This is a genomic window from Antarctobacter sp., from assembly GCF_965277915.1.
Classification (GTDB): domain Bacteria; phylum Pseudomonadota; class Alphaproteobacteria; order Rhodobacterales; family Rhodobacteraceae; genus Antarctobacter.
The window spans coordinates 1,337,380-1,363,311 of record NZ_OZ255849.1 but is presented as its reverse complement, the minus strand read 5'-3'; the positions used below and the strand labels follow the sequence as shown (position 1 = coordinate 1,363,311).

At 65.9% G+C, this 25,932-nt stretch carries 23 protein-coding genes; 10 read left to right on the top strand and 13 right to left on the bottom strand.

What is annotated here, in order from left to right:
* Positions 1-45: 45 nt before the first annotated feature.
* The 3 genes from ACQY5B_RS07440 to ACQY5B_RS07430 are packed head-to-tail and all read right to left on the bottom strand — an operon-like array spanning position 46 to position 2,392.
* Positions 46-390 carry a hypothetical protein gene (locus tag ACQY5B_RS07440; RefSeq protein WP_420325749.1) on the bottom strand — a complete coding sequence of 115 codons (345 nt, stop codon included), beginning with the start codon at positions 388-390 and terminating at the stop codon, positions 46-48.
* Positions 387-842, bottom strand: coding sequence for a hypothetical protein (locus ACQY5B_RS07435; RefSeq protein ID WP_420325750.1), 456 nt, complete (start codon positions 840-842; stop codon positions 387-389). Before ACQY5B_RS07435 ends, ACQY5B_RS07440 begins: the two co-directional genes overlap by 4 nt.
* Positions 843-859: 17 nt before the next feature.
* On the bottom strand, positions 860-2,392 hold the full coding sequence (locus ACQY5B_RS07430) for an acyl-CoA carboxylase subunit beta (protein WP_305971497.1): 1,533 nt from the start codon (positions 2,390-2,392) through the stop codon (positions 860-862).
* A gap of 179 nt (positions 2,393-2,571) precedes the next feature.
* Here ACQY5B_RS07430 and ACQY5B_RS07425 point away from each other — a divergent pair, with 179 nt between their 5' ends.
* Positions 2,572-3,798 (top strand): multidrug effflux MFS transporter, encoded by a 1,227-nt coding sequence (locus ACQY5B_RS07425; protein WP_420325751.1) that lies wholly within the window; start codon positions 2,572-2,574, stop codon positions 3,796-3,798.
* Positions 3,799-3,841: 43 nt separating this feature from the next.
* Positions 3,842-5,242: a helix-turn-helix domain-containing protein gene (locus ACQY5B_RS07420; protein ID WP_420325752.1), complete on the top strand. Its 1,401-nt coding sequence runs from the start codon at positions 3,842-3,844 to the stop codon at positions 5,240-5,242.
* Between the two features lie 130 nt (positions 5,243-5,372).
* On the opposite strand, the gene ACQY5B_RS07415 is transcribed toward ACQY5B_RS07420, so the two are convergent.
* Genes ACQY5B_RS07415 through ACQY5B_RS07395 form a run of 5 tightly spaced genes read right to left on the bottom strand, consistent with a single transcriptional unit; the run spans position 5,373 to position 9,282 of the window.
* The gene (locus tag ACQY5B_RS07415; protein WP_500862039.1) at positions 5,373-6,104 is read right to left on the bottom strand and encodes an N-acetylmuramoyl-L-alanine amidase; all 732 of its coding nucleotides are present in this window, start codon (positions 6,102-6,104) and stop codon (positions 5,373-5,375) included.
* The gene (locus tag ACQY5B_RS07410; protein ID WP_420325753.1) at positions 6,065-6,769 is read right to left on the bottom strand and encodes a hypothetical protein; all 705 of its coding nucleotides are present in this window, start codon (positions 6,767-6,769) and stop codon (positions 6,065-6,067) included. Before ACQY5B_RS07410 ends, ACQY5B_RS07415 begins: the two co-directional genes overlap by 40 nt.
* A gap of 32 nt (positions 6,770-6,801) precedes the next feature.
* Entirely contained in the window at positions 6,802-8,289 is a 1,488-nt protein-coding gene (gene gatA / locus ACQY5B_RS07405) for an Asp-tRNA(Asn)/Glu-tRNA(Gln) amidotransferase subunit GatA (protein WP_420325754.1), read from the bottom strand.
* A complete protein-coding gene (gatC, locus tag ACQY5B_RS07400) occupies positions 8,289-8,576 on the bottom strand; it encodes an Asp-tRNA(Asn)/Glu-tRNA(Gln) amidotransferase subunit GatC (protein WP_420325755.1) in 288 nt (95 codons plus the stop codon). The genes gatA and gatC overlap by 1 nt, the downstream gene beginning before the upstream one ends.
* Before the next feature lie 34 nt (positions 8,577-8,610).
* Complete coding sequence (locus tag ACQY5B_RS07395; RefSeq protein WP_305971503.1) at positions 8,611-9,282, bottom strand: ceramidase domain-containing protein; 672 nt, start codon at positions 9,280-9,282, stop codon at positions 8,611-8,613.
* Positions 9,283-9,386: 104 nt separating this feature from the next.
* On the opposite strand from ACQY5B_RS07395, the gene ACQY5B_RS07390 reads away from it, so the two are divergent.
* Positions 9,387-10,079, top strand: a complete 693-nt coding sequence (locus tag ACQY5B_RS07390; RefSeq protein WP_305971504.1) for a metal-dependent hydrolase — start codon at positions 9,387-9,389, stop codon at positions 10,077-10,079.
* A gap of 117 nt (positions 10,080-10,196) precedes the next feature.
* Here the strand turns inward: ACQY5B_RS07390 and ACQY5B_RS07385 are convergent, their stop codons facing one another.
* A complete protein-coding gene (locus tag ACQY5B_RS07385; RefSeq protein WP_305971505.1) occupies positions 10,197-10,784 on the bottom strand; it encodes a hypothetical protein in 588 nt (195 codons plus the stop codon).
* Positions 10,785-10,882: 98 nt separating this feature from the next.
* Between ACQY5B_RS07385 and ACQY5B_RS07380 the strand changes: the two genes are divergently transcribed.
* Both ACQY5B_RS07380 and ACQY5B_RS07375 read left to right on the top strand, forming a co-directional pair.
* Positions 10,883-11,884, top strand: coding sequence for a GT-B fold glycosyltransferase domain-containing protein (locus tag ACQY5B_RS07380; RefSeq protein ID WP_420325756.1), 1,002 nt, complete (start codon positions 10,883-10,885; stop codon positions 11,882-11,884).
* 67 nt (positions 11,885-11,951) lie between these two features.
* Positions 11,952-13,112, top strand: a complete 1,161-nt coding sequence (locus ACQY5B_RS07375; protein ID WP_420325757.1) for a WD40/YVTN/BNR-like repeat-containing protein — start codon at positions 11,952-11,954, stop codon at positions 13,110-13,112.
* A 144-nt stretch (positions 13,113-13,256) separates the two neighbouring features.
* Here the strand turns inward: ACQY5B_RS07375 and ACQY5B_RS07370 are convergent, their stop codons facing one another.
* Positions 13,257-13,673 carry a nuclear transport factor 2 family protein gene (locus tag ACQY5B_RS07370; protein ID WP_420325758.1) on the bottom strand — a complete coding sequence of 139 codons (417 nt, stop codon included), beginning with the start codon at positions 13,671-13,673 and terminating at the stop codon, positions 13,257-13,259.
* Positions 13,674-13,744: 71 nt separating this feature from the next.
* Between ACQY5B_RS07370 and ACQY5B_RS07365 the strand changes: the two genes are divergently transcribed.
* On the top strand, positions 13,745-14,311 hold the full coding sequence (locus ACQY5B_RS07365; RefSeq protein WP_420325759.1) for a TetR/AcrR family transcriptional regulator: 567 nt from the start codon (positions 13,745-13,747) through the stop codon (positions 14,309-14,311).
* Between the two features lie 79 nt (positions 14,312-14,390).
* On the opposite strand, the gene ACQY5B_RS07360 is transcribed toward ACQY5B_RS07365, so the two are convergent.
* Positions 14,391-16,013, bottom strand: coding sequence for a thiamine pyrophosphate-binding protein (locus tag ACQY5B_RS07360; RefSeq protein WP_420325760.1), 1,623 nt, complete (start codon positions 16,011-16,013; stop codon positions 14,391-14,393).
* Between the two features lie 250 nt (positions 16,014-16,263).
* Between ACQY5B_RS07360 and ACQY5B_RS07355 the strand changes: the two genes are divergently transcribed.
* The gene (locus tag ACQY5B_RS07355; RefSeq protein ID WP_420325761.1) at positions 16,264-17,559 is read left to right on the top strand and encodes an O-acetylhomoserine aminocarboxypropyltransferase/cysteine synthase family protein; all 1,296 of its coding nucleotides are present in this window, start codon (positions 16,264-16,266) and stop codon (positions 17,557-17,559) included.
* 78 nt (positions 17,560-17,637) lie between these two features.
* On the opposite strand, the gene ACQY5B_RS07350 is transcribed toward ACQY5B_RS07355, so the two are convergent.
* Complete coding sequence (locus tag ACQY5B_RS07350; protein ID WP_305971511.1) at positions 17,638-18,327, bottom strand: SIMPL domain-containing protein; 690 nt, start codon at positions 18,325-18,327, stop codon at positions 17,638-17,640.
* 185 nt (positions 18,328-18,512) lie between these two features.
* Between ACQY5B_RS07350 and ACQY5B_RS07345 the strand changes: the two genes are divergently transcribed.
* From ACQY5B_RS07345 to ACQY5B_RS07335, 3 genes are all read left to right on the top strand, one after another.
* On the top strand, positions 18,513-21,752 hold the full coding sequence (locus ACQY5B_RS07345) for a hypothetical protein (protein ID WP_420325762.1): 3,240 nt from the start codon (positions 18,513-18,515) through the stop codon (positions 21,750-21,752).
* A gap of 92 nt (positions 21,753-21,844) precedes the next feature.
* Positions 21,845-22,321: an Lrp/AsnC family transcriptional regulator gene (locus ACQY5B_RS07340; RefSeq protein WP_420325763.1), complete on the top strand. Its 477-nt coding sequence runs from the start codon at positions 21,845-21,847 to the stop codon at positions 22,319-22,321.
* 21 nt (positions 22,322-22,342) lie between these two features.
* On the top strand, positions 22,343-23,434 hold the full coding sequence (locus ACQY5B_RS07335; protein ID WP_420325764.1) for an N-acetylglucosamine-6-phosphate deacetylase: 1,092 nt from the start codon (positions 22,343-22,345) through the stop codon (positions 23,432-23,434).
* 12 nt (positions 23,435-23,446) lie between these two features.
* Here ACQY5B_RS07335 and ACQY5B_RS07330 read toward each other — a convergent pair whose 3' ends face one another.
* Positions 23,447-25,852 (bottom strand): ATP-dependent helicase, encoded by a 2,406-nt coding sequence (locus ACQY5B_RS07330; protein WP_420325765.1) that lies wholly within the window; start codon positions 25,850-25,852, stop codon positions 23,447-23,449.
* Between the last annotated feature and the right edge of the window lie 80 nt (positions 25,853-25,932).

The window sequence follows — 25,932 nt, the reverse complement described above, 5'->3', positions numbered from 1 at the left end:
CCGCCAAAGCCCCGGGCACACCCGGGGCGCTAACTCTGGACCGGATCATCGGCGGCCCTCCCCTGCCCAACGCAGCCAGCGGGCGCGATGCGCCGGGCTCTCGAGCAGGTCACGGATGCGGTTTTCTGTGCCCTGTGGCGCGCGCCCTTGCAGGCGCCCCCCGGCACGTACGGTCAAGCCGTCTTCCGTTGCGTCAACCTGTATCACCGGAGAAAAACCACGCAACCCCTGAAGTGCGCGCCAGAGGTCCTGCCGGATATGGCGCGCCAGCCGCGAGGGGCGTACCGGCGGAAAGTCGCCGACCGCCGAGACATCGAACCGTGGCGGCCAGTGCCGCGCCAGGACGTAGTGCCCCGGTTCGTCCCGGATATGCCATGCGTCGCGTTTCATGCCCTCACCCATTTCCGCAGCCGGGCCATCAGCCCGCGCGATTGCGCCGCAAGCGCGGCGGCCTGCGCCCGTTCCTGTTCCGCCCGCTCGATGAAGATCATCGCGTAGGGGCGCAGCGCCTCTTCGGACCCGCCTTCCAGGCGCTTCATCACCTTGTTGTAAGGCACCGCGCTCAGCCCGCCTTCGCGCAGTATCAACGGCTCTCCCCGCGCACCCGCGACCCAGCCCCCGGCCCCGGCACGGATGATCACCTCGCCGACATAGCAGGCGGCCGCCTGCAACAGCAGCCGGAACCCCGATCCGCCGCCCTCGCCCTGGGCGAGGTCGTCCAGGATCTCCTCGACGAGTTCGAGACTGTCGAGGCTGAAATCCATGTCACGCCCGTAGACGTCGCGCGCCGTCTTGACGAAGGCTAGCGCGACCTGCGGCGCCCGTTCCGGAGCGGGGATCATGCGCGGGTCTCCGGCCGTCAAAGCGGGATGTTGTTGTGCTTTTTCCAGGGCATCTCGCGTTTCTTGTCGCGCAGCATGGCAAAGGCCCGCGCCACGCGCCGCCGGGTCGACCGAGGCTGGATCACCTCGTCGATGAAACCACGTTCGGCGGCGATGAAGGGATTGGCGAAACGGTCTTCGTATTCCGCCGCGTGGCCGGCGATCTTGTCGGCATCGTCGAGATCCGCGCGAAAGATGATCTCCGCCGCGCCCTTGGCCCCCATGACGGCGATCTGCGCCGTGGGCCAGGCATAGTTGATGTCAGCGCGCAGGTGTTTCGACGCCATCACGTCATAAGCGCCGCCATAGGCCTTGCGGGTGATGACCGTGACCATCGGCACCGTCGCCTCGCCATAGGCAAAGAGCAGCTTGGCCCCGTGCTTGATCACGCCGTTGTATTCCTGGCTGGTGCCGGGCAGGAACCCGGGCACGTCCACCAGCGTCAGGATCGGAATTTCGAAACAGTCGCAGAAGCGCACGAACCGCGCCGCCTTTTTCGAGCTGTCGATGTCCAGAACGCCCGCCAGCACCATCGGCTGGTTCGCCACCACGCCCACGGTCTGCCCTTCGAGCCGGATGAAGCCGGTGATGATGTTGCCCGCGTGATCAGCCTGGATCTCGTAGAAATCGCCTTCGTCCGCGACCTTCAGGATCAGCTCCTTCATGTCGTAGGGCATGTTCGGATTGTCGGGGATCAGCGTGTCGAGGCTGGGTTCGATCCGGTCGACGTCGTCGAAGAAGGGACGGACCGGGGGCTTTTCGCGGTTGGACTTGGGCAGGAAGTCGACCAGTCGGCGCACCTCGGCGAGAGCTTCGACGTCGTTTTCAAAGGCGCCGTCGGCGACGGAGGATTTCTTGGTGTGGGTGCTTGCGCCCCCCAGCTCCTCGGCGGTCACCACCTCGTTCGTCACGGTCTTGACCACGTCGGGGCCGGTCACGAACATGTAGGACGTGTCCTTCACCATGAAGATGAAGTCCGTCATGGCCGGGGAATAGACGGCGCCACCGGCACAGGGGCCCATGATGACGCTGATCTGCGGAATGACGCCGGAGGCCTCGATGTTGCGCTGAAAGATCTCGGCATAGCCGGCCAGGCTGTCGACACCTTCCTGGATCCGGGCGCCACCCGAATCGTTCAGGCCGATCACGGGGGCGCCGTTCTGCACCGCCATATCCATGATCTTGCAGATCTTCTGCGCGTGGGTGGCCGAGACCGATCCGCCCAGCACGGTGAAATCCTGGCTGAAGACATAGACCATGCGGCCGTTGATCGTGCCCACGCCGGTCACGACGCCGTCACCGTAGGGGCGGTTCTTTTCCATCCCGAAATCGGTGCAGCGATGGGCCACGAAGGTATCGTATTCCTCGAAGCTGCCCTCATCGACCAAAAGCTCGATCCGTTCGCGCGCGGTCAGTTTGCCCTTGGCGTGCTGCGCGTCGATGCGTTTCTGCCCCCCGCCCAGGCGGGCGTTCTCACGGCGGTCGTGCAGTTCCTGGATAATGTCTTTCATCTGGCGGCCCCTTTCGCTTTGGCGCGAAAATACAGGGGAATCCCGGCGCCTCAAGGATTTCCTCGCAAATTTGCAAAGCCGGAAAATATCGACCGTCGCATAATGCAAATATGAAAATTACATGCTGATGGCATGTAATGTATGGACATTTCTCACGGTGCGCCCTACCCCCTTTCCGCATGAGCCCGAATTCTCCGGCGCGCTTTCTCGACCGAAGCACCCCGCCACATATCGCAACACTTGTCCTGATGGCCGGCATGTCCGCGCTGGCGATGAATATCTTCGTGCCGGCCCTGCAGATCATGGCGGACTGGTACGCGGTGGATTACGCGCTGATGCAGGCCTCGGTCACCGGCTACCTGGCCGGCAACGCGGTGCTGCAACTCTTTATCGGGCCGATCTCGGACAAGCTGGGCCGCCGCCCGGTGATCATGGGCGGCATCGCCCTGTTCATCCTGGCCACAATCGGCTGCCTGATGGCGACGAACATCACGGTCTTCCTGATCTTCCGCATGCTTCAGACCACCATCGTGGTGACGATGGTCCTCAGCCGCGCGGTCGTGCGCGACCTCTACCCGCCGGACGAGGCCGCCTCGATGATCGGCTACGTCACGATGGGCATGTCGCTGGTGCCGATGCTGGCGCCCGTGCTGGGCGGCCTGCTGGCGGAATCCTTCGGCTGGCACTCCAACTTCTGGCTGATGCTGGTTCTGGGCGTGCTGCTCTTCTGGCTCTGCCACAAGGACCTGGGCGAGACCAAGGCCAGCAGCGGGCTGAGCCTGGCGCAGCAGTTCCGGGAATATCCCGAACTGTTCCGCAGCCCGCGTTTCTGGGGTTATGCCCTAGCCTGCGCCTTCTCCTCGGGCGCCTTCTTTTCCTATGTCGGCGGCGCCTCCTTCGTCGGGATAGAGGTCTTTGGCCTCTCGGCCAGCCTCCTGGGCCTGCTCTTTGGCGCCCCGGCGATCGGCTACGCCCTTGGCAACGGCCTGTCCGGGCGTTTCTCCGCCCGGTTCGGAGTGAACACGATGGTGCTCTGGGGCGGGTTGATCGTCGCCAGCGGTGTCGGCCTGTCGCTGATGCTCTTCGCCTTCGGCCTTGGCAATGCCTTCACCTTCTTCGGCTTCATGACGCTGGTCGGACTGGGCAACGGATTGACGATCCCCAACGCCACCGCCGGCGCGCTGTCGGTCCGCCCGCATCTGGCAGGCACCGCCTCGGGCCTGTCGGGCGCCATCATGCTGGGCGGCGGCGCGGCCCTCTCGCAGCTTGCCGGGATCCTGCTGACCGAGGATGCGGGCGTCTGGCCGCTTCTCTGGATCATGTTCGGGTCGGGCGCGGCCTCTGTCGTGGCCGCCATATTGGTGATCCGCCGAGCAAAGAGCGTCGGGGGACTGGACGTGGCCTGACAAAGTTTGCATCTTTGCGCGACTCATTGGCAAAGATGCAAATATGGCCACCCAAAAACTCTATGCCGGCGCCAAGCTGCGCGACATCCGCACACGCCTGAACCTGACGCAAAAGGATTTTGCCGCCAAGCTCGGCATCTCCCTGCCCTACCTGAACCAGATGGAGAACAACAACCGGCCGGTCAGCACCACCGTGGTGCTGGCCCTGGCGCAGGAGTTCGGCTTTGACGTGACCGAGCTGGGCCAGGGCGACGCCGAACGGCTGGTCACCGACATGCGCGAGGCCTTGGCCGATCCGATCTTCGGCGAACACAGCCCCCAGCTGGCCGATCTGCGCCTGACCGCCTCCAATGCGCCGGTGCTGGCGCGGGCCTTCCTAGCCCTGCACCGGGCCTATCGGCAAACCCATGAACGCCTCGCCTCGCTGGACGAGGCGCTGGGACGCGAGGGCGCCCAGCTGCAGCCCAGCCCCTGGGAAGAGGTGCGCGACTTCTTCCACTACTGCGACAACTACATCGACGCGGTGGACCGCGCGGCGGAACATTTCGCCAAGCTGCACGGCAACGAGACGGACATGCGGGCCGCCGCGATCGAGCGGCTGGAATCGCGCGGCATCACGGTGCGGCAGTCGCAGGGCGCGCCGATGCGCGCCTTCGACGAAGAGCGCCAGGAACTGGTCCTGTCCTCGCTGCTGCCGGTGGAAACCCAGACCTTCCAGCTCCTGGTCCAGGTGGCGCTGTTGCGGCAGAACCAGCTGCTGGAGGCAACGCTGGACCTTGCCCGCTTCCAGAGCGACGAGGCCCGCGCCATCGCCAAGCTGGGCCTGGCAAACTATTTCGCCGGCGCCGCGATGATGCCCTACAAGGCCTTCCTCTCGGCGGCACAGGAAACCCGGCACGACCTGGAACTGCTGGCGGCGCGCTTCGGTGCTTCGATCGAGCAGGTCGCGCACCGGCTCTCGACGCTGCAACGGCCCGGCGCCAAGGGCGTGCCCTTCTTCTTTGTCCGGGTCGACCAGGCCGGCACGATCACCAAGCGGCACTCGGCCACTCGGCTGCAATTCGCCCGTTTCGGCGGCGCCTGCCCGCTCTGGAACGTGCACCGCGCCTTTGAAACACCCGGCCGTTTCCTGCGCCAGCTGGCGGAAACCCCGGACGGGGTGCGCTACATCAGCCTTGCGGTGGATGTTTCGAAAACCGGCGGTCACTTCGGCGCGCCGGTCCGCCGCTATGCCATTTCCATCGGCTGCGAGGTGCGCCACGCCGCAGCCCTCGTCTATGCCGACGACATGGATTTCACCCGCCCCAGCGCCTTTGAACCGATCGGGATCAGCTGCCGGATCTGCGAGCGCACCCATTGCCACCAACGCTCTGTTCCGCCGTTGGAAAAGCGCCTAACCACCACGCCCAACCACCGCGACGTGCTACCCTACCGGCTGGACTGACCGCGCCAGTCTTCGTTCTGGTGAATTCTGAAGATCCGGACCGCCGCGCCACAGGCGAACGATCCGGCAATCGCGTCATCAGGCCAAACGCGGAAAAAAGCGCGCGGAAGCGCTCAATTCGGCAACCGGGTCAGGCGTCCCGGCAGGGGAACCGTCGCGCAAGGTCCGCCATGATCGCGCAATCCGCACCGTCGAGTGCGCCCTCCGCCCAGGGGCGAAAACGCATCCGCACCGCAGCCAGCACGGCGTCGCGTGTCTCCGGCGTCACCTCGTAGCCAAAGGTCCGGCAGTCACGCCAGAACCGCGCCTCGTCCCGGTCCGCTTCGCATTTCTGAGGCCAGATCGCCAATCCAATCCGCGCCAGGCGGCGCCAGTCGAACCGCCCGCCGGGGTCGGACTTGCGGCCAAGCGCGGTGTCGGAATGGCCCACGACGCGTTCCGGTGGCACAGACCAGCGGGAACAGATACCACGCAGCACGTCCTCCAGCGCCGCCATCTGCGGATCGGGAAACGGATGAAAGCCGGTGTTCGCCAGTTCGATCCCGATGGAATGCGAGTTCACATCCGCCACGTCCCCCCAGCACCCGCGTCCGGCGTGCCAGGCGCGATCGTCCTCTCGGACCAACTGCCAGCAACACCCGTCCTCGGCGATGACATAGTGACAGGAGACCTCGCTTTCGGGATTGCACAGCCAGTCGCGCGCCGCCTCGGCGGATGTCATGGCGGTGTAGTGCAACACCACCATGTCCGGCACGGAGACAGCGCGACGTTCACCGAAATTCGGCGACGGATACCATTCAGGCCTTAGCGTCACCGTGGGGGTCAGCCGCCGCGCACCGCGCGGAAAGGTGCCGGATTCCATGTGCAGGCAAAGCCGTCGCCATCCGGATCCATGCCCTTGCGGTCCTTCTCCGGTCCGCCCATCCGCAGGAAATCCTCCTGCGCGAGATCGGCCGAGGAATAGGTCGAACAGGCCCGCTGATACCGCGCCTGCGCGTTGAAGCTCGACCGTTTGTACAGCGCCGTGCCGACCGGGTTGGTCGTGCGCAGGGCGTATTCGACGATATTTGGCGCATCCGTACCGGGGCGTTTGGGCAGCGCCTCGGGTTGAACCACGGTGTATTGCGCGCGGTTGCGTTCGATCAGGCGGGCGTCGGCGTCAATATCGCGGGTCCGCGACACGGCGGTAAAGTCGTTCTCCCCCGAGATGCCGCGCGCGTTCGACACGATCTGCGGCGGCGGGTTCGACGGGTCGGCCTCGACCGGATCGACACCGGAATTGGCCTGACGCGCGGCTGCCGCCGCGCGGGCCTCGTCCGCGTCGATGGGGCCGGACTGGACATCCGGCGCCACGGGGATGGGCCCTGCGGCGCCGTTCAGCTGCGCCTCGCGGCGAGCCGCATAGTCATCATAGTTGCCAAAACCGACCCCGGTGCCCGGGTCAGCCGCCCCGGCACCGCTGTCGGGAACACTGGGTTCGCAAGCTGCCACGGCCAAGGCCGCCACAACCAGTAGATAGTTCCGCATCGTCTGTCCTGCCTGTGCTTTTGACGCGGGCCTTACCACCATTTCGCCGGTTTTGCCACAAATCCCGCGGCCTGTTCGAGCGCGTAAGCGGTATTCAGCAAGTCGCCTTCTTCCCAGGGTCGGCCGATCAGTTGCAGGCCCAGCGGCAGGCCCTCCTTGCTAAGACCGGCGGGCACGCTGATGCCCGGCAAACCGGCAAGGTTGACCGTCACGGTGAAGACGTCGTTGAGATACATGGCGACCGGATCGGCCTCCGTCATCTCGCCCAGGCCGAAGGCGGCCGAAGGAGTCGCCGGCGTCAGGATCGCGTCGACGCCCTGCGCAAAGACATCCTCGAAGTCCTTCTTGATCAGCGTCCGCACTTTCCGCGCGCGGTTGTAGTAGGCGTCGTAGAAGCCCGCCGACAGGACGTAGGTGCCGACCATGACACGGCGCTTGACCTCGTCACCAAAGCCTTCGGCGCGGGTCTTTTCGTACATCTCGACGATGCCGTCACCCTGGCTCAGCTTGGCCCGGTGGCCGTAGCGCACGCCGTCATAGCGCGCGAGGTTCGAAGACGCCTCGGCCGGGGCAATCACGTAATAGGCGGGCAGCGCGTATTTCGTATGCGGCAGGCTGATATCGACGATCTTCGCGCCCGCATCTTCCAGCATCTTGCGGCCTTCGGCCCAGAGCGCGTCGATCTCCTCGGGCATGCCGTCCATGCGGTATTCGCGCGGGATGCCGATGGTCTTGCCCTTGATGTCGCCGGTCAGCATGGCTTCGAAATCCGGAACGGCCAGTTCCGCGCTGGTCGAATCCTTGGGGTCGTGTCCGCACATCGCCTGCAGCATGATGGCGCTGTCACGCACGTCCTTGGCCATCGGCCCGGCCTGGTCCAGCGAGGACGCAAAGGCCACGATCCCCCAGCGCGAGCAGCGCCCGTAGGTCGGCTTGATGCCCGTGATACCGGTAAAGGCGGCGGGCTGGCGGATCGAGCCGCCGGTATCGGTCCCGGTCGCGCCAAGGCAGAGATCGGCCGCCACGGCCGAGGCCGAGCCGCCCGAGGACCCGCCCGGGGTCAGCTGCGCATCGTCATTGCCGCGCCGCCAGGGGTTCACCGCGTTGCCATAACACGAGGTCTCGTTCGACGAGCCCATCGCGAATTCGTCCATGTTCAGCTTGCCCAGCATGACCGCGCCCGCATCGAACAGCTGGCTGGTCACGGTGCTTTCGTACTCGGGCTTGAAGCCGCCGAGGATGTTCGAGGCGGCCTGGCTTTCCACGCCCTTGGTGCAGAACAGGTCCTTGATGCCCAGCGGAATACCGCAAAGCGAGGGCGCATCCCCCGCCTTGATCCGCTGATCCGCGGCGGTGGCCTGGTCGTGGGCGATCTCGGGGGTCTTGTGGACAAAGGCGTTCAGCACGCCGGCCCCTTCAATCGCCGCCAGGCAGGCCTCGGTCAGTTCGATGCTCGTCACGTCGCCCTTGCGCAGCGCATCGCGGGCCTCGGCGATCTTCAGCTTGGTCAGTTCGCTCATCACTCAACCACCTTCGGAACCGCAAAGAAGCCTTCGCGCGCATCGGGCGCGTTCGACAGGACCTTGTCGGCCATGCCGCCATCCGTCACCCCGTCCTGACGGCGTTTCAGCCGCATGGGAGTGACCGATACCATCGGCTCCACGCCCTCGACGTCGACCTCGTTCAGCTGCTCGATAAAGCCGAGGATGTCGTTGAAGGCATTGGCCAGCGCCGGCAGTTCTTCTTCTTCCACCTTGATGCGGGCCAGGTGCGCCACGCGTGCCGCGGTCTCGATGTCGATCGACATGGGGGCCTCTTTGACTGTGAATTCAGCGCAGGCTTTACCGCCCCGCCCCGCGCGCCGCAAGCACATGCCGCGTCCAGACCTCGATCATCCATCCCAGCATCACCGCATTCAGCAGGTGCCACAGGAAATGCGTGCCCAGAGGGATCACGTTGCACAGCGGTTCATCGAGCGTGCGCGCCAGCATCGACACCAGCAGGATCGCCACCCCGATTCCAAGTCCCCGCGCCGTTTCGGGCGCCCGGTTGCGCAGGAGAATGGCGTAGATCGCGATCAGCAAGGGGATCGGGCCATAGCTGGCCGTCCCGCCCAGCCAGGGAAGCATCTGGAACAAGGGCACCGTCGCCGCGGCATAGGGAAAGAACAGCGCCGTCACTCCAAGCGACACCCAGACGCCCAGCCCCCAGAAATCCCGGTTCGCAGCATAGATGAACACCAGCGTATAGAGCAGGATGGGCAGGACATCGGCCAGTGCGGCCCAGGGCTGCGCGTAGGTGTGAAACAGAAAAGAGCCGATCCCGATCGCCGCCAGAAGGGCACAAAGCACCCGGCCCAGGCCGAAGGTCCGGCGCCACATCAGAACCGCGGCGATGACGAAGGCGGCATTGGTCACCGCGTTGACCGGCTCGGCCCAGAACCCGGGATCGATCCGCTCGCAGTACCCGTCGATCGCCCGGGTCCAGCCTCCGTGATCGTGTTGTCCAGCCATCTGTCATCCTTTCCTATCCGCCCCGCCCCCTGGCCAGACCAAAGCTAGCGTCACCGGCAGATCCTGCTAGGGTCGGCCCCACAGCATTATCTACGGAGCGTGACATGCAAATCATCTGGCTCGGCCACGGCAGTTTCCGCATCGAGATCGGCACCGAGGTGCTCTTGATCGACCCCTGGATCAACGGCAACCCGATGATGGAAGGCCAGGATGCGGAGGCCGCGCTGAAGGGGGCGACACAGATCCTCGTGACCCACGGCCATTTCGATCACACCAGCGACATCGTCGAGATCAGCCGGAAAACCGGTGCGCCGGTCTCGGCCATCTTCGAACTGGCCGCGCTCCTGACCGGCCAAGGCGCCAACGAAGGTCATGCCTTCAACAAGGGCGGCACCGTCCAATTCGGCGAAGCCTCGGTGACGATGGTGCCCGCCTCGCACAGTTCCTCGATGCAGGTCGCGGGCGCGACCACCTACACCGGCATGGAAACCGGTCTGGTGATCAAGGGGGACGGCCATACGGTCTATTTTTCCGGCGACACCTGCATCATGGCCGACATGGCCTGGATCGCCGAGTATTTCCAGCCGGACATCGGCATCCTCTCCGCCGGCGGCTACTACACGATGGACATGGACCAGGCGGCCTGGGCGGCAAGGAAATACTTCGACTTCAAGACGGTGATCCCCGGCCATTACCGCACCTTCCCGGCGCTGGAGCAATCGGCAAAGGTGCTTGCGGACGGCCTGCCCGGCGTGAATGTCATCGAACCGCAGGTGATGCAGCCGATCACCGTCTGACCCGAACCTGTTCCCTGGTGAGCCTTGAGCGGAAACACGCGCGTCAGCGCATCCATGACGGGTCGGTGGGCGGGCGATGCGGACCCGCAAGGGGCCGCGAGTCCCGCTCCCGACCCGTCAGGGGATCAAGGCCCCCGTCCGGTTGAAGGTCGCCCGGTCGATGCTCAGGTCGTCGTAGATCAGCTCCACCGTCATCTCCTCGACCGAGTTCAGCGGAAAGGCCCGATAGGGCAATGCGTCCGCAGGCATGGCATTGGGTGCGGGACTGTCCTCGTTGCAGTCAGGCAGCGGCCAGGGCTCGGGTTCGGCGCCGTTGATGCCGATGTGGACGGCCACCAGCCCGCAGCGCCAAGACCAGAGGTGCGTGACATAGACCAGGTCCTGGCCATTGAACTCGCGCACCGCGATCCAGTTCGACCGGGTGGCGTTCAGGATCGGCTTGACCTCGACAGCGGTGGTGAACTTGCCCGAGGGCACCTGCTGTTCGGCGGCATAGGGCAGCTCGGGCGGCGGCGCCGGGTCGGCCTCGGCACTGGGCGGCGGCGCCTCCGAGGAGAAGGGCCGCGCCTCGTCGGTTTCGGCCCGGGGGGCCAACGGCGCCTCGGTGATTGCGGCGGCGGGCGGGGCCTCGGCGGTTTCCAGGCGGGCCGTGTCGCCCGGCGCCCCGCTGGCAACGGCAATGACAAGAAGAACAAGATCGAACATCAGGTATTTCCTTCAAAAAACTCCCCGGGGCCTTGCGACTTCCGGCGCCCGTCCGGCACGCCTATAGTTGCGCGCGACAGGCATTGGGCAGGATCATCATGACACGCGAGGGCGCGGCGCCTCAAACCGTAAATGTACTCATCGTGGCCCAGGCCGGGCGGCTCTCCTACGAGGCCGCGCTCTTTGCCGCATCGCTCACGGCACGGGGCGGCCCGGGCTTTCGCCTGATCGTCGCGGAACCCGCCCCCGGCCCGCTCTGGCCCGGCGATCCCGGCATCCACCAACCAGAGATCCGCGCCCTGCTGGAGGATCTGGGCGCCGAGATCCGCCGCTTTGACAGCCGGCATTTCGGCGCCGCCTACCCCCATGGCAACAAGATCGAGGCGCTGGAGGTCCTGCCCGAGGGCACGCCCTTCGTCTTTTTCGACACCGACACGCTGATCCTCGACCGGCTGGATCATGTGCCTTTCGATTTCGACCGCCCCACGGCGTCGCTGCGGCGCGAGGGCACCTGGCCGCAGATCGAACTGTACGGACCCGGCTACACGCAGATCTGGAAATCGCTCTATGACCGGTTCGGGCTGGACTTCGCCAGCAGCCTCGACCTCACGCAACCGGACGAATACTGGCGGCGATATCTCTATTTCAACGCCGGCTTCTTCTTTTACCGCTGCCCCCGTGTCTTCGGGCACAGGTTTCGCGACTACGCGCTGTCGGTGCGGGATGATCCGCCGCCGGAACTCGCCTGCCAGAGCCTCGACCCCTGGTTGGACCAGGTTGTGCTGCCGCTGGTGATCCACGGGCTGGGTGGCGGGCGCGACACGCTGCCGCCGGGGCTTCTGGACGGGGACGTGACCTGTCACTACCGGCTATTGCCCCTGCTCTATGCCCGCGAAAGCGACAAGGTGGTCGAAGTGCTGGAAGAGGTGGCCGCGCCGAATCGCATCAAGAAGGTGCTCAAGGGGCATGAGCCCTTCAAGCGGATGATCTACCAGGGCCGCGGGCAAAAGGTGCGCGCGCTTTTCGACCGCGGCAACCTGCCCCGCAAGGAACAGGCCATCCGCAACCGCATCAAGCGCGAAGGCTTCTGGATGCGCTGAGCGCAGAATTCCGCTCTCCCATGGCGCCGTCCATGTTACCCTGCCCCTGCGTTCAGGAGGGGCTGTCATGTCACAGGCAATCACGGTGCTGGTGGGCACCAGCAAAGGCTTGTTCCTGCTGCAATCGGATGCGGCACGAGCGGATTGGTCGGTCAGGGGACCGCTTTGCGATGGCTGGGCCATCAACCATGCCATCGGCAACGCCGAGACCGGCACGCTCTGGGCCGGGGGCGGCGGCGAATGGTCTGGCGCCGGGGTCTGGCGCTCTGTCGATGGCGGCGCAAGCTGGGATTTGGTCAAGCTGGCCGATGGAACCGTCGACGAATGGATCCGCAACGACCCCGAAACCGCCGCCTTTTTCGGCTCCGAGCCAAAGCCCCCGGCAGAGTTCACCGGCCGGGTCGAGGCGATCTGGTCGCTGGGCCAGGTGGGCGGCAAGCTCTATGCCGGAGCCAAGCCCGCCACGCTGTTCGTCAGCGAGGACGCGGGCGACACCTGGGCCGCGGTCGAGAGCCTGACCAATCATCCCTCTGCCGACAGCTGGCAGCCGGGCGCCGCTGGGCTGACGCTGCACACGATCGTGGGCTGCCCGCAGGACGCGGACAAGATGTGGCTGGGGATCTCCGCCGCCGGGGTCTTTGCGACAGAGGACGCGGGCGGCAGATGGGAACGGCGCAACCGCCTGTCCAACGCCGAGGCCTGTGGGCATGTGCATCACCCGGCAGGCCCCAAGGACGGTGAGACCGGGCATTGCGTGCACAACATGGTCCGCGCACCGGGCGACCCCGACCTTTTGTACCAGCAGAACCACCACGGGGTCTGGCGGTCGTCGGATGGCGGACGCAGCTGGGACGACATCACGGCGGGCCTGCCGTCGACATTCGGATTTCCCATCGCGGTGCATCCCGGTCAGCCGCGGACGCTCTGGACCCTGCCCCTGAACGGCGACAGCGCCGGGCGGTTCCCGCCCGAGGGCAAGGCGGCTGTCTGGCGCTCCCGCGACGGCGGCGACACCTGGGAGGCATGCCGCGAGGGGCTGCCCGCGGAAAACTGCTTTTTCACCGTGCTGCGTCAGGCGATGGCCACCGACCGGGCGGAGGCACCGGGGGTCTATTTCGGCACCAACTCCGGCTCTGTCTTTGCCTCCTTCGATGAAGGGGACAGCTGGTCCGAGATCGCCCGCCACCTGCCCACGGTGCTTTGCGTGGAAACCGTGACGGCGGCCTGACCGGTCAGCCGTCGCGGTCTTCGGCCCAGGCCGCAAGCGCCGCGCGGATTGACTGGGGCCTGATAATTCGCGTCCCGAAGACCCAAGGGCTAGTCAAGCACCAACACCAAAACTCGACCTGCCGGTTGCTCTCACCACAGGTGTTCACGCGGCTTGGATCGGATCGAAACAGTCGTAATTGCGCAAGCGGACGACCTTGCCATCTTCGAACTGGAAGATCGCCACGCACTGCGCCCGCATTCTGGTTCCCTTTGCCAAAGAGGGTAGATCGGATGCGACAACGCCGTGCCAGATCATCTCGAAGACCACCATGTCGCCACTTGCAACCGTGCTGACGATCTCGTAGCGCTGTTGCTCGATTATGCCTTTGGCCTTCTCGATGTCGGACTTCAACGCCGTCAGATCGCGCACAGCGCCCGACGGTTTGTAAATGTTGGGCATTTCAACTTGCTGAACATCAGGCGCGAAATGCTCCTCCATCTCCCGTCCATCCATTTCCTCGACCGCTCGAATGAAACTCATGGCTGCCGCAACGTTTGGACTTTCGATTGTCTGGATCATGATCAAACCCCACTAGAACAATATTCCACAACCCACTAGAACATCGTTCTAAGCCCGTCAAGAGAGGGGTCATGACCGACCGACGTCAACAAATCCTGAATGCTTCGCTGCCCATATTCCTTGCGAAGGGTTACTCGGGCACGACGATTTCAGACATTCGAAAAGCAAGCGGAGCCACCACGGGCAGCATCTATCACTTTTTTGATGGGAAACCCGGCATCGCAATTGCGCTCTGGCGCGACGCAACCCGCGCGTGGGTACAGAAGACCGAAGCGCTAGGGCATTCTCTGACTCCGGAACAACAGGTGAAATTCAGCGTCCGTGGTTTGCTGGAATGGGCGACAAGAAATCGAGCGTTGTTTCTTTTTTTCGAAGAACTTCGCATACGTGCCTACTCGGACACGGAGCTTGCACCGATCACGGCCGACGTTGACCAAATGCACGCGAAAGCATCCGAGATGTATCACGGCTGGATTGAACAGGGAGATGTCATAGACATTCCTTGGGCAGTCGCGTCCGCGCTCATGATGGGCCCGTCCTACGACTACCTTCGAAAACATCAGGAGAATGAGGACATCGACCACGCTGTCGAACTGCTTGTGACCAACGCATGGGACTCGGTCCGGAGAACCGCATAGTCCCCGCGCCCGAGCCCAAACGATGTGAAAGGTTCAACAACACAGTTTGCAGCGCTGTGTCGGTTCTGACTCTGGTATTTCAGATACGCATGCGCGGCACGTCGTTCGGGTCCAGCCGCAGATCGATCAGCACCGGCTTGGTCCGGGTATCGAGCGTCGAAAGCGCCAGTTCCAGATCATCCGCAGAGCGCACCTCGATTCCCTGCCCGCCCAAGGCGGTGGCGACCTCTGCGAAAGAGGGCCAGTCGAACTCGGTCAGGCTGGGGTCCATCTTGCGGTCGAGGAACTGGATGTGCTCGGCGCCATAAGCAGAGTCATTGGCGAGGATCACGATCAGATCCAGCCCCAGTCGCACGGCGGTGTTGAATTCATTGATACCGCCCATCATGAATCCGCCATCGCCGGTGAACATGACGACGGGCCGGTCCGGCGCGGCCAGCCCCGCGCCGATGGCTTCTTGCAGGCCCAGCCCGATGGACCCGAAATTCGCCGTCACCACGAAGCTGCGCGGATCGGGCGCGGAAATCCGGCACCAGACCTCTGTCATGAAGCGGCCACCATCGGTGACCAGCACCCGGTCCTTGGGCAGAGCCTGTTCCAGTCGGTCGAGCGCGTGGACGTAGTTGACGCAGCCCGGCGCCGTCCTGTCGGTGCCCAGCGGATGCGCGGTCAGCGCCTCACCGTCCAGTTCCCTGGTGAAACCACTGCCGGGGATTTCGGCCTCGTCCAGCCAATACAGGATGGTTTCGGCGGTCAAACCCGCGTCGGCCACCAGCGCCGCATCAGGGTGGATGCTGCCGCCGATGGCGGTGGCCTCGATGTCCACCTGCACGATGCGCTTGTCCTTCATCAGCTTGCCGCGATCGGAGGTGAAATCATGCAGGCCGGTGCCGAAACAGACGATGCAATCGGATTTCGCGATCAGGTCATAGGCGGCGGGGGTCGAGAGCGTGCCGAAAATGTCCATGTTGTAGGGGTGATCGTTGAACAGGCCCTTCGCCTTGAGCGTGGTGGCCAGCGGTGCCTCCAGCCGGTCGGCCAGCCGGATCAGGGTGTCGCGGGCATTCACCGCGCCGCCTCCGGCCAGGATGATCGGACGGCGGGCCGAGGCGATCATGCCGATGGCCTGATCCAGCGTGTCACCTTCGGCCACGCCGCCCGGGTTGGTAAAAACGCTGAGCGGGCGGCAGTCATGCGCCACCTCCTGCCACATGAAATCGGCGGGCATGTTGAGCACGATGGGCCGCCGTTCCACCTGCGCGCGGTAAAAGGCGCGGGCCACGTCGGCGCCGGTGGTTTCGGGTGCGCGCAATTGCACGAAACCGGCGCCGGTGGATTTGACCAGCTCGCGCTGGTCGATGCCCTGCAGGTGGCGCGGGTTGGACACCGGCGTATCGCCCGCCAGCAGCACCATCGGGATATGGCCCCGCACCCCCTCTGTCAGCGCGGTGGTGCAATTGGTCAGCGCGGGACCATGGGTGACAGAGGCCACGCCCACCTGTCCCGAGACATGGGCATAGGACAGGGCCATCAGGACCGAGCTGCCCTCGTGGGCCGCGGGCACAAAGCGCCCGCCGCAGTCGCGCACGAAACTGTCGACCATGAAGAGATTGGCGTCCCCCATCAGGCCGAACATCGTGGTAATGCCGTGATCGCCCACGGCGCGGGCAATGGACTGGTGGACATGCATCTGTTCGGTCATCGCGCGGGTCTCCTGTGTCTGTCCCGGATTGGATACCGGAGAGAAGATGCGGGTTTCACGCGAATCCGGCGTCACCGTTACGGATTTTGCACCCGATCCACTTCAGGAAAGGAAACCATGCGCGAATCCCGCATACGCGGCAGTCATGGCATCAAAGATCCGCAGAACGCATCCGGGGCCGCGAAGAAACTGGCCCCCGGCCCGGCAATCGCTTACTCCTGTGCCCGACACATGGAAGGGAGACCATTGAATGACCCAAGACGCGCCCAGCTTCGGCTTTGACACGTTGCAGATTCACGCCGGCGCCCGGCCCGACCCGGCCACCGGCGCGCGGCAGGTGCCGATCTACCAGACCACGGCCTATGTGTTCCGCGATGCCGAACATGCCGCCGCGCTCTTCAACCTGCAGGAAGTGGGCTACATCTACTCGCGCCTGACCAACCCGACGGTTGCCGCGCTGCAGGAACGCGTCGCGGTTCTGGAAGGCGGCGCCGGGGCGGTCTGCTGTTCCTCGGGGCACGCGGCACAGATCATGGCGCTGTTCCCGCTGATGGCGCCGGGGCGCAACGTGGTGGTGTCGACGCGCCTTTACGGCGGCTCGATCACCCAGTTCAGCCAGACCATCAAGCGCTTTGGCTGGTCGGCGAAATTCGTCGATACCGATGACCTTGCCGCCGTCGAGGCCGCCATCGACGACGACACCCGCGCGGTATTCTGCGAGTCGATCGCCAACCCGGGCGGCTACATCACCGACATCGACGCGCTGGCCAAGATCGCCGACAAGGCGGGCCTGCCGCTGATCGTCGACAACACCTCGGCGACGCCCTACCTCTGCCGCCCCATCGAACATGGCGCGACACTGGTGGTGCATTCGATGACCAAGTTCCTGACCGGCAACGGCACCGTCACCGGCGGCGTCGTGGTGGACTCCGGCAACTTCGACTGGTCCGCCAGCGACAAGTTCCCCTCGCTCTCCGCGCCGGAACCGGCCTACCACGGGCTGAAATTCCACGAGACCTTCGGCCCGCTGGCCTTCACCTTTCACGGGATCGCCGTGGGCCTGCGCGACCTTGGCATGACGCTGAACCCGCAAGCGGCACATTACACGCTGATGGGGATCGAGACGCTGAGCCTGCGCATGGCGCGTCATGTCGAGAACGCCGAAAAGATCGCTTCCTGGCTGGAAGGGCACGCCGCCGTCGAGGGCGTGACCTATGCCGGGCTGGAGTCCTCTCCCTACAAGGAGCGCGCCAGCCGGATCTGCCCCAAAGGCGCGGGTGGCCTGTTCACCGTTGCGCTGAAAGGCGGCTATGACGCCTGCGTCAAGTTCGTGGACTCGCTGGAAATCTTCTCGCACGTCGCGAACCTGGGCGATACCCGCAGCCTGGTGATCCACTCGGCCTCGACCACCCACCGCCAGCTGACCGAGGAACAGCAGATCGCCGCGGGCGCGGCGCCGAACGTGGTGCGGATCTCGATCGGGATCGAGGATGCGGACGACCTGATCGCCGACCTCGACCAGGCGCTGAACAAGGCCTCTGCCTGAGCCGGATCGGCATGAACGAAAAAGGCCGCCGCAGGGCAACTGCGGCGACCTCTTGATTTTCAGGGACGGGAAACCGCCTCACTCGCTGACGGAAAAAACCATCGTGACCTCGGCCCGCACCTCGATCTCTCCGGCGGCCACCGGCACGTCGCGGGCGGCCGGCGCCTCTTCCACGACCATCGGTTCCGGTCCGGCGGTGGAGCGCACCAGCGGTTCGGCAGTGTCGCGCAGTTCCAGCACCGGGCCCAGGGTCACGCCAGCGGCATCGGCATAAAGCTCGGCCTTGGCGATGGCATCGGCGACCGCTCGGCGGCGCGCCTCGTCCTCGACTTCGCGCGGTTCCTGAACACCGAAAGTCAGGCTTTGCAACTGGTTGGCACCGTCATCCAGGACCGCCGACAACAGCGCGCCGATCCCGTCCATGTCACGGATGCGCACGCGGACGGTGTTGGTGGCGTAGTAGCCGACAAAGACGTCCTCGTTGCGATCGCGGTCCCATCGGGTCTGCTCGTTGACGCGCAGCTGGGTGGTCTGGATGTCGCGCGCCTCGATCCCGAGCCCCTTGAGGCGGGACAGGATTGCATCCACCGCCGTCGAGGTTGCGTTCATTGCCTCGACAGCTGTCTTGCCGCGCCCCGTGGCGCCCAGCGATATCGTCGCCATGTCGGGCACCGCGGCGATGCGGGCCTCTCCCGACACGGACAGGCGGCCTTCCGCCGATGCCGCATGCGGCACGCCCAAGGGCAGCGCGAGGGCCAGTATCGTCAAGAATGCTGAAATTCGCATAAAATACCTCACAATCAGCCGGAATCTGCGCTGACTGTCTCGCGAGAGGGGGAAATCGGCAAGAGGGCAACAGCCGCTTTCTTTTCTTCGGCAAAGAGTTGCCCTATATATTTTAGGCACTGCCTTAGGACTCCCGCGGGCAGGGATGGCCTGATAAGACACGCTTCATGATACCAAATTTCGCGCTCTCGCTCTCTTTCGAAGGCATCGCCCTGCTCAGGCGCATGGGCCCCCGATGGGCCCGGATCGACGATGTTCCGCTCGATCATCCGGATTTCGATTCCCGCGTGATTGCCTTGCGCGACCGGGCCGAAAGCCTGGATCCGAGCGGCGCACAGGTGGCCCTGATCATCCCGAACGAGCAGATCCGCTACCTCGACCAGCCAGACCTGGGCGGTGACGAGACGGCGCGCGACCTCGCGATCCGCGCCTCGCTGGATGGCGCGACGCCCTATGCCGTGAACGAGCTGAAGTACGACTACGTCGTGACCGACGGGCGCCTGCAGATCGCCGCGGTCGCAATCGAAACACTGGACGAAGCGCAGAGCTTTGCGGTCGAACACGGGTTCGACCCGGTCAGCTTCATGGCACAGGCGCCCGAGGGGGCCTTCGACTCGGCGGTCTTCTTCGGCAAGGCCAAGGGGTGGAGCAAAGCCGCCTCGCGCCCGGCGCGGGCCATCCGAATCGTCGAGGCCGACGAGGCCGCGTTGCAGCCCTTGCCAAAGCCCGACCTCTTTGCCGCTGCCGCGCCGAAACCGCAGGCAGAAACGCCGGAGACGCCCCCGGCCGAAGCTGCACACCCCGAACCCGCGCAATCCGAACCTGCGCAATCCGAACCTGCGCAATCCGAAGCGCACAAACCGGAAGCAGAGCCCGCCTCTCCGCAGTCCGCGGCCCCGACTCCTGCCCCGGCCCCGACACCGGTCGAGAGCGCGCAACCGGCGCCCCCCGAGGCGGCCGCCACAGACACGGCCGCCGAAGCGCCAGCCTCGAAGAGCCCGGCGCCGAGAAACCCGGCCCCAACGCCTGCTCCGGCCCCCGGTGATCAGCCCCGTAAGGCTCCGGCACCCAAAGTGACCGGAGCAGAGCCATCGGTTCCGGCGGCGCCCAAGATCCCCTCGGCGCCGCCGCGTCCCGAGACGGGTGCTCCGGCAACCGCTCCAAAGGCTCCCTCTGTTCCGTCCCCAAACCCCGCCAGCCAGGGCACGCCGAAGGCGCCGGCGGTTCCCAAGCGGACCGAACCCGCCCCCGCTGCCCCCCCAAAAACCGCGCAGCCGACGGCAAAGACGCCAGCGTCCCGTCCGACGGCACCAGTGCAGCCGCCCGCGCCATCCGCTGCCCCGGCCGAGACCGAGGCAGAGCGGCCGTACACGTTTTCCACCATCCGGGCGACGCGCCCCGGCGCCACTGCGCCATCCGGTGATGCGACTGCCCCACACCGGCCCGTCACGGGAGAGCTGAAAGCGCGTTTCACCCCGGTCGCCCCCACCGTGGACAACAAGACAGAGATGCCGGATCAGCCCGCCAAGGCCCCGGCCCCCGAGGCCCGCACCGGGTTCTTTTCGACGCCCGCAGCCTCGGCCCTGCTGGCGCGGGCCTCTGCTGCCGCGGACGAAGCCGAGACCGCAAGCCCCTCTGGCGAGGCCCCCGCCCCGGCCCCCGCACAACAGGCCAAGCGCCCGGCCCTGCCGCCCAAGCTTAAAGGCAAGACCAAGGCTCCGCCGAAACCCGGCGTCAAGCCGATCCCGAAGGTCGCCGCCGCCCGCGCTGCCGGGCTTGCAGCCGCGCCTGCCCGCGAGGCCAAGGACGATGAATTCCTTGCCGCCCCCGCCGCCGCGCGCAAGGGTGTTCCGGCACCGGGAAAGCCCCCCAAGCACGGCAGCGTGTCGCGTCCGAATCCCCTGGCCAAGCTGGCCGCCCTGCGCGGCCCCCAGGCCCCCCAGGGCCAGCACGGCCGGAGCAGCGGACCCGCACTGACCGGGGCGGGCGGCGGTGCTGCCGCGATTCCCGCCGGGATGACATTCAACCAGCCCAGCGAACGCGACCGCATGACCGTCTTCGGTGCGCGCGACCGGGACATGACCGGCGGCAAACCTCGGTACCTGGGGTTGATCCTCACGGCGATCCTGCTGCTGTTCCTCGCCGGGGTGGCGGCCTGGGCGACCGTGTTCCTGGACGACGGGCTGGCGCGGCTGTTCCGCTCGGCCGACGAACCGGCAAGCGCGGTTGCATCGCTGCCAGATGGCGACACCGATGCTGTTCCGCCCCCGGGCGACGATGGTGTAATCCTCGAATCCGCGACACCGCCGGCCAGCGCGGCGCCGGCGATCTCTGCACGTCCCGTGGCCCGGCCCGAGGGCGAGGTCCAGATCGCGGCCTTCGACCCGCCCGCAACGGCGCCCGAGTCCCTGGTCGCGCCGCTGGCCGTCCCCACCGACCCGCGCCAGCTGACACCCGAAGAAGCCGCGGCCAGCTATGCCGCCTCGGGCATCTGGCAGCGTGCCCCTGCCAAGCCGCACCGCCCGCCAGAGGATGGTGTCGACGAGGTCTATGCCGCCTCGATCGACCCGAACATCCAGATCTTCGACGCCGTCGCCCTGCCCCAGGCCAAGGACCTGGCGCGAGAGCCCGACTTCCAGGATCCGGGCCTGCCGCCTCCCGCCGGGCTGACCTTCGATTTCGACGAGCGGGATCTTGTGCGCGCCACGCCAGAGGGCGCGTTGACGCCGGACGGGCTGCGCATCTTTACCGGTCGGCCACCGGTAATCCCGCCGCTGCGCGGCGAAGTGGCCCTTGCCCCGGACGCCGAGCTTGACGCAACGGGCGACATCCGCACCCGGCTGAACGCCATGCCACGCATCCGCCCGCGGACCCGGCCCGACGACCTGATCGAACTGCGCGAGCGCAGCCAACTGGGCGGCATTTCGCGGTCGGAACTGGCGGCGATCCGCCCGGTAATGCGCCCGCCTACCGCACAGGAACAGGCCGAGATCGACGCCCCCGAGGCAACGGATCAGGCAGTGCGCCGCTCCTTGGTGCCCGTCGGCCGGCCGCGCAACATGGCCGCCATCGTCGACAACGTGGACCGCAGCCTAGTGCCCGCGGAACCGGTGCGGACCGCCGCCGCCGTGGCGCCGCGCACCGTTGCACCTCGCGTGCCCTCCAGCGCCAGCGTCGCCCGCGCCGCCACCTCGACCAATGCGATCAACCTGAAAAAGATCAACCTGATCGGCGTCTACGGCACCGCGGACAATCGCCGCGCCCTGGTTCGGCTGGCCAATGGCAAGTACCAGAAGGTCAAGGTTGGCGACCGGCTGGACGGCGGCCGCGTGACCGCCATCGGCGAAGAGGCTCTGCGCTATACCAAGGGCAGCCGCAACCTGACGCTGACCATGCCGCAGACCTGATCCGGTTTGACCTTTACGGCGCGCCAGATGGCGCGCATCATCCCCGCATGACCACCACCTCGCGCAGTATTCGAGCGCAATGAAGGCAGCACATGCGGGAACGACGCACATCCCTGGATGAAACGGACATCGCCCTGCTTGACGCCGTCCAGCGGGATGGTCATGCCACGGCACAGCAACTCGGAGAGCGGCTTCACCTGTCTGCCAGCCAGGCAGGCCGACGCCGGCAACGCCTGGAAGAGGCGCGGGTGATACAGGGGTACAGCGCACGGCTGGATCCCGAGAAGCTAGGTCTCGACGTACAGGCCTTTGTCCAGGTGCAACTGGCCCGCCACGGTGCCGAGGAAGGCTCGGCCTTTTCGCGCCTCCTGCGCCTGCGCCCCGAAATCGTCTCGGCCTGGACCATGACCGGCGAAGCCGACTACCTGCTCCGGGTCTATTGCCCCGACCTGCCATCGCTCAACGCGCTGATCCACGAGGTGCTGCTGGCGCATCCGGTGGTGGCGCGGGTGCATTCGCAGATCGTCATGGACCAGCCGAAACCCGACGCGCCGCTGCCGATCGGTTGAGGCCGGCGAGGAGTACCAAGCATGGCAACACTGCAGGGCAGTATCCTGACAGAGAGCGGCTGGATCGCAGGCGAACTGGGCTATGCGCACCGCGTGGACCGGATCGACGGCCAACCGACCGAGGCACCAGAGCCGCCCTTTGTCCTGCCCGGCTTTGTCGATCTGCATGTGCATGGCGGCGGCGGCGCGGACATGATGGCCGGGGTCGAGGCGATCCGAACCGCCGCCCGCCTGCACGCGCGGCATGGCACGACCGCGATGCTGGCCACCTCCGTCACGGCGCCCTTTGCCGAGATCGAGGGGTTCCTTGGGGCGGTCGATGCCGCGATGTCAGCCCGCTGGCCCGACGCAGCCCGCGTGCTGGGAGCGCATCTTGAGGGCCCTTTCCTGAACCCTGACAAGCTGGGCGCCCAGCCGGCCTTTGCCGTGGCAGCGGATGAGGACGCCCTGCACCGCTGGCTGACCATGGCCCCGGTGCGCGTCATGACCCTTGCCCCGGAAACGGACCCGGGTGACCGGGTGATCGCCGCCGCGCAGGCGGCGGGGGTCAAGGTGCAACTGGGGCATTCGCTCTGCGACTACGCCCGCGCTGCCGCCTGCCTGCAAACAGGCTGCGGCGTGACCCATCTGTTCAACGCGATGAGCCCGGCCGCGCATCGCAGCAACGGGCTGGCCGGCGCTGCGCTGGCCCATGCCGATTTCGCCGAGATCATTCCGGACCTCCTGCATGTGGAACCGGGCGCCATCCTTGCCGCGCGCCGGGCGATCCCCGGGCTTTTTGGCGTGACGGATGCCACGGCTGGCGCCGGGATGGCGGACGGGATGTTCCGGTTGGGCACACAACACGTCCACAAGGCCGAAGGCGCCATGCGGTTGGCGGATGGCACGCTGGCGGGATCTGCCCTGACGATGGACCAAGCGCTGCGCAACCTCGTGAGCATCGGTTTTCCGCTGGCCGAGGCCTCGGCGCGGCTTTCCACTTTGCCCGCCGACTGGATTGGACGCACCGACATTGGCCGCATTCGCGTTGGCGCCGCTGCCGACCTGGTGGTTCTGGACGGGGCGCTTGACCTTGAGGGGGTCCATATCGGCGGGCAGCCGCTGCCCGCCTGAACAATTGCACGCCTAGAACGGCACGTCGTCGGCGGCATGGATGAACCGCGCCACGACCTTTTTCGTGCCAGCCTTCTCAAAGGCAATCTCCAGCTTGTCGCCTTCGATCCCCTGGATCGTGCCGTAGCCGAATTTCTGGTGAAAGACGCGCTCTCCCACCGTGTGGGCAGAAACGGCATCCAGATCGATCACCTGGCTCCGGCTCTCACGCGGCTGGCTGATCGGGCGCTCTCCCTGGCGGGATTGCAGGCGCTTCCAGCCGGGGGAGTTGTAGACATTGGCCTCTGCGGCGCGGCTTTCCAGCCCCGAGGACATGCCCGTCGTGCCGCCCGCTGCGCCATAACCACCGCCATACAGTCCGGGCGGCGTCAGGACCTCGACGTGCTCTTCGGGCAGTTCATCGACAAAGCGCGAAGGCATCTGCGACTGCCACTGGCCAAAGACCCGCCGGTTGCCCGCGAAACTGATCGTGCAGACCTCTTCGGCACGGGTGATGCCGACGTAGGCCAGCCGCCGCTCTTCTTCGAGCCCCTTGACGCCGCTTTCGTCCATGCTGCGCTGCGAGGGGAACAGGCCGTCCTCCCAGCCCGGCAAGAAGACGACCGGAAACTCCAAACCCTTGGCCGCGTGCAATGTCATGATAGAGACCTTGGCGCCCTCGGCCTCTGACTCGTTGTCCATGACAAGGCTGACGTGTTCCAGGAAGCCTTGCAGGTTCTCGAACCCTTCCAGCGCCTTGACCAGTTCCTTGAGGTTTTCCAGGCGGCCTGGCGCCTCGGGCGTCTTGTCGTTCTGCCACATGGTGGTGTAGCCGCTCTCATCGAGGATGATCTCGGCCAGTTCCATGTGGCTGACATCCTTGTCGCCGGTCATGCGGCCCCAGCGGGCCAGGCCGACCACCAGTTCGCCCAATGCCTTGGCGCCCTTGCCCTTGATTGCCCCCTGTTCCACCGCCAGTGCCGCACCGTCCAGCAGGCTGACCCCGTTTTCACGGGCGATGCGCTGGATGGTCTGCTGCGCCTTGTCGCCAAGGCCGCGTTTCGGCGTGTTGACAATGCGTTCAAAGGCAAGGTCATCGGTGGGCGAGACGACGAGCCGGAAATAGGCCATCGCATCGCGGATCTCCATACGCTCGTAAAAGCGGGGGCCGCCGATGACGCGATAGGGCAGACCGATGGTCAGGAAGCGGTCCTCGAAGGCGCGCATCTGGTGCGAGGCGCGGACCAGGATCGCCATGTCATCAAGGCTGTACGGGCGCATCCCGCGGGTGCCGCCCTGCATGGATTCGATTTCCTCGCCAATCCAGCGCGCCTCTTCCTCGCCGTCCCAATGGCCGATCAGGCGCACCTTCTCGCCCTGCTGCGCCTCGGTCCAGAGCTCCTTGCCCAGGCGGCCCTGGTTGCCCCGGATCACGCCGCCGGCGGCGGCAAGGATATGAGGGGTCGAGCGGTAATTCTGTTCCAGCCGCACGACATGGGCGCCGGGAAAATCCTTTTCGAACCGTAGGATGTTGCCCACCTCGGCACCACGCCAGCCATAGATCGACTGGTCGTCGTCACCGACGCAGCAGATGTTCTTGTGTCCGCTCGCCAGCAGGCGCAGCCAGAGGTACTGCGCCACGTTCGTGTCCTGGTATTCGTCCACAAGGATGTAGCGGAACCAACGCTGGTATTTCTCCAGGATGTCCGGATGGCGCTGGAAAATGGTGACCACATGCAAAAGCAGGTCGCCGAAATCGACGGCGTTCAGTTCCAGCAGGCGGCGCTGGTAGGCGGCGTAAAGCTCTGGCCCACGGTGGTTGTAGGCACCCGCGTCCGAGGCGGGGATCTTGTCCGGCGTCAGCGCACGGTTCTTCCAGCCGTCGATGATGTTGGCCAGCTGCCGTGCGGGCCAACGCTTGTCGTCGATGCCCTCGGCCTGGACCAGTTGCTTGAGCAGGCGCAGCTGGTCATCGGTATCGAGGATTGTGAAGTTGGACTTCAGATGCGGGCCGGAGGGCTCCGCCGCGCCCTCGACCACCGAATCGGCATCGTCGGCGATCAGTTCCGCATGGCGGCGCAGCAGTTTCACGCAGATCGAGTGGAAGGTGCCCAACCAGGGCATCCCCTCGACCGTCTGGCCCAGCATGTTGGAAATCCGGGTCTTCATCTCGCGCGCGGCCTTGTTGGTAAAGGTCACGGCGAGCACCTCGTTCGGGCGGGCCCGACCGGTGTTCAGCAGGTGAACAACCCGCGAGGTCAGTGCCTTGGTCTTGCCCGTCCCGGCACCGGCCAGCATCAGGACAGGCCCGTCGAGCGTTTCCACCGCCTCGCGCTGCGCGGGGTTCAGCTCGTCCAGGTAGGGGGCCGGGCGCGCGGCCATTGCGCGCGCCGACAGCGAGGACGCCTCGAATGCGTCGAATTCATCGAAACTGCTCATGACGCCAATCTAGCGTCATTGCGCGCGCAGGGAAAGCCGTGTTCGCCTTGTGTTCCTTACCCCGCCGGGGATTTTCACAC

What these genes read in the sequence shown, in the direction of transcription:
- ACQY5B_RS07440 (WP_420325749.1), bottom strand. Translation starts at nt 390, where the DNA reads ATGAAACGCGACGCATGGCATATCCGGGACGAACCGGGGCACTACGTC.
- ACQY5B_RS07435 (WP_420325750.1), bottom strand. Translation starts at nt 842, where the DNA reads ATGATCCCCGCTCCGGAACGGGCGCCGCAGGTCGCGCTAGCCTTCGTC.
- ACQY5B_RS07430 (WP_305971497.1), bottom strand. Translation starts at nt 2,392, where the DNA reads ATGAAAGACATTATCCAGGAACTGCACGACCGCCGTGAGAACGCCCGC.
- ACQY5B_RS07425 (WP_420325751.1), top strand. Translation starts at nt 2,572, where the DNA reads ATGAGCCCGAATTCTCCGGCGCGCTTTCTCGACCGAAGCACCCCGCCA.
- ACQY5B_RS07420 (WP_420325752.1), top strand. Translation starts at nt 3,842, where the DNA reads ATGGCCACCCAAAAACTCTATGCCGGCGCCAAGCTGCGCGACATCCGC.
- ACQY5B_RS07415 (WP_500862039.1), bottom strand. Translation starts at nt 6,104, where the DNA reads ATGGAATCCGGCACCTTTCCGCGCGGTGCGCGGCGGCTGACCCCCACG.
- ACQY5B_RS07410 (WP_420325753.1), bottom strand. Translation starts at nt 6,769, where the DNA reads ATGCGGAACTATCTACTGGTTGTGGCGGCCTTGGCCGTGGCAGCTTGC.
- gatA (WP_420325754.1), bottom strand. Translation starts at nt 8,289, where the DNA reads ATGAGCGAACTGACCAAGCTGAAGATCGCCGAGGCCCGCGATGCGCTG.
- gatC (WP_420325755.1), bottom strand. Translation starts at nt 8,576, where the DNA reads ATGTCGATCGACATCGAGACCGCGGCACGCGTGGCGCACCTGGCCCGC.
- ACQY5B_RS07395 (WP_305971503.1), bottom strand. Translation starts at nt 9,282, where the DNA reads ATGGCTGGACAACACGATCACGGAGGCTGGACCCGGGCGATCGACGGG.
- ACQY5B_RS07390 (WP_305971504.1), top strand. Translation starts at nt 9,387, where the DNA reads ATGCAAATCATCTGGCTCGGCCACGGCAGTTTCCGCATCGAGATCGGC.
- ACQY5B_RS07385 (WP_305971505.1), bottom strand. Translation starts at nt 10,784, where the DNA reads ATGTTCGATCTTGTTCTTCTTGTCATTGCCGTTGCCAGCGGGGCGCCG.
- ACQY5B_RS07380 (WP_420325756.1), top strand. Translation starts at nt 10,883, where the DNA reads ATGACACGCGAGGGCGCGGCGCCTCAAACCGTAAATGTACTCATCGTG.
- ACQY5B_RS07375 (WP_420325757.1), top strand. Translation starts at nt 11,952, where the DNA reads ATGTCACAGGCAATCACGGTGCTGGTGGGCACCAGCAAAGGCTTGTTC.
- ACQY5B_RS07370 (WP_420325758.1), bottom strand. Translation starts at nt 13,673, where the DNA reads ATGATCCAGACAATCGAAAGTCCAAACGTTGCGGCAGCCATGAGTTTC.
- ACQY5B_RS07365 (WP_420325759.1), top strand. Translation starts at nt 13,745, where the DNA reads ATGACCGACCGACGTCAACAAATCCTGAATGCTTCGCTGCCCATATTC.
- ACQY5B_RS07360 (WP_420325760.1), bottom strand. Translation starts at nt 16,013, where the DNA reads ATGACCGAACAGATGCATGTCCACCAGTCCATTGCCCGCGCCGTGGGC.
- ACQY5B_RS07355 (WP_420325761.1), top strand. Translation starts at nt 16,264, where the DNA reads ATGACCCAAGACGCGCCCAGCTTCGGCTTTGACACGTTGCAGATTCAC.
- ACQY5B_RS07345 (WP_420325762.1), top strand. Translation starts at nt 18,513, where the DNA reads ATGATACCAAATTTCGCGCTCTCGCTCTCTTTCGAAGGCATCGCCCTG.
- ACQY5B_RS07340 (WP_420325763.1), top strand. Translation starts at nt 21,845, where the DNA reads ATGCGGGAACGACGCACATCCCTGGATGAAACGGACATCGCCCTGCTT.
- ACQY5B_RS07335 (WP_420325764.1), top strand. Translation starts at nt 22,343, where the DNA reads ATGGCAACACTGCAGGGCAGTATCCTGACAGAGAGCGGCTGGATCGCA.
- ACQY5B_RS07330 (WP_420325765.1), bottom strand. Translation starts at nt 25,852, where the DNA reads ATGAGCAGTTTCGATGAATTCGACGCATTCGAGGCGTCCTCGCTGTCG.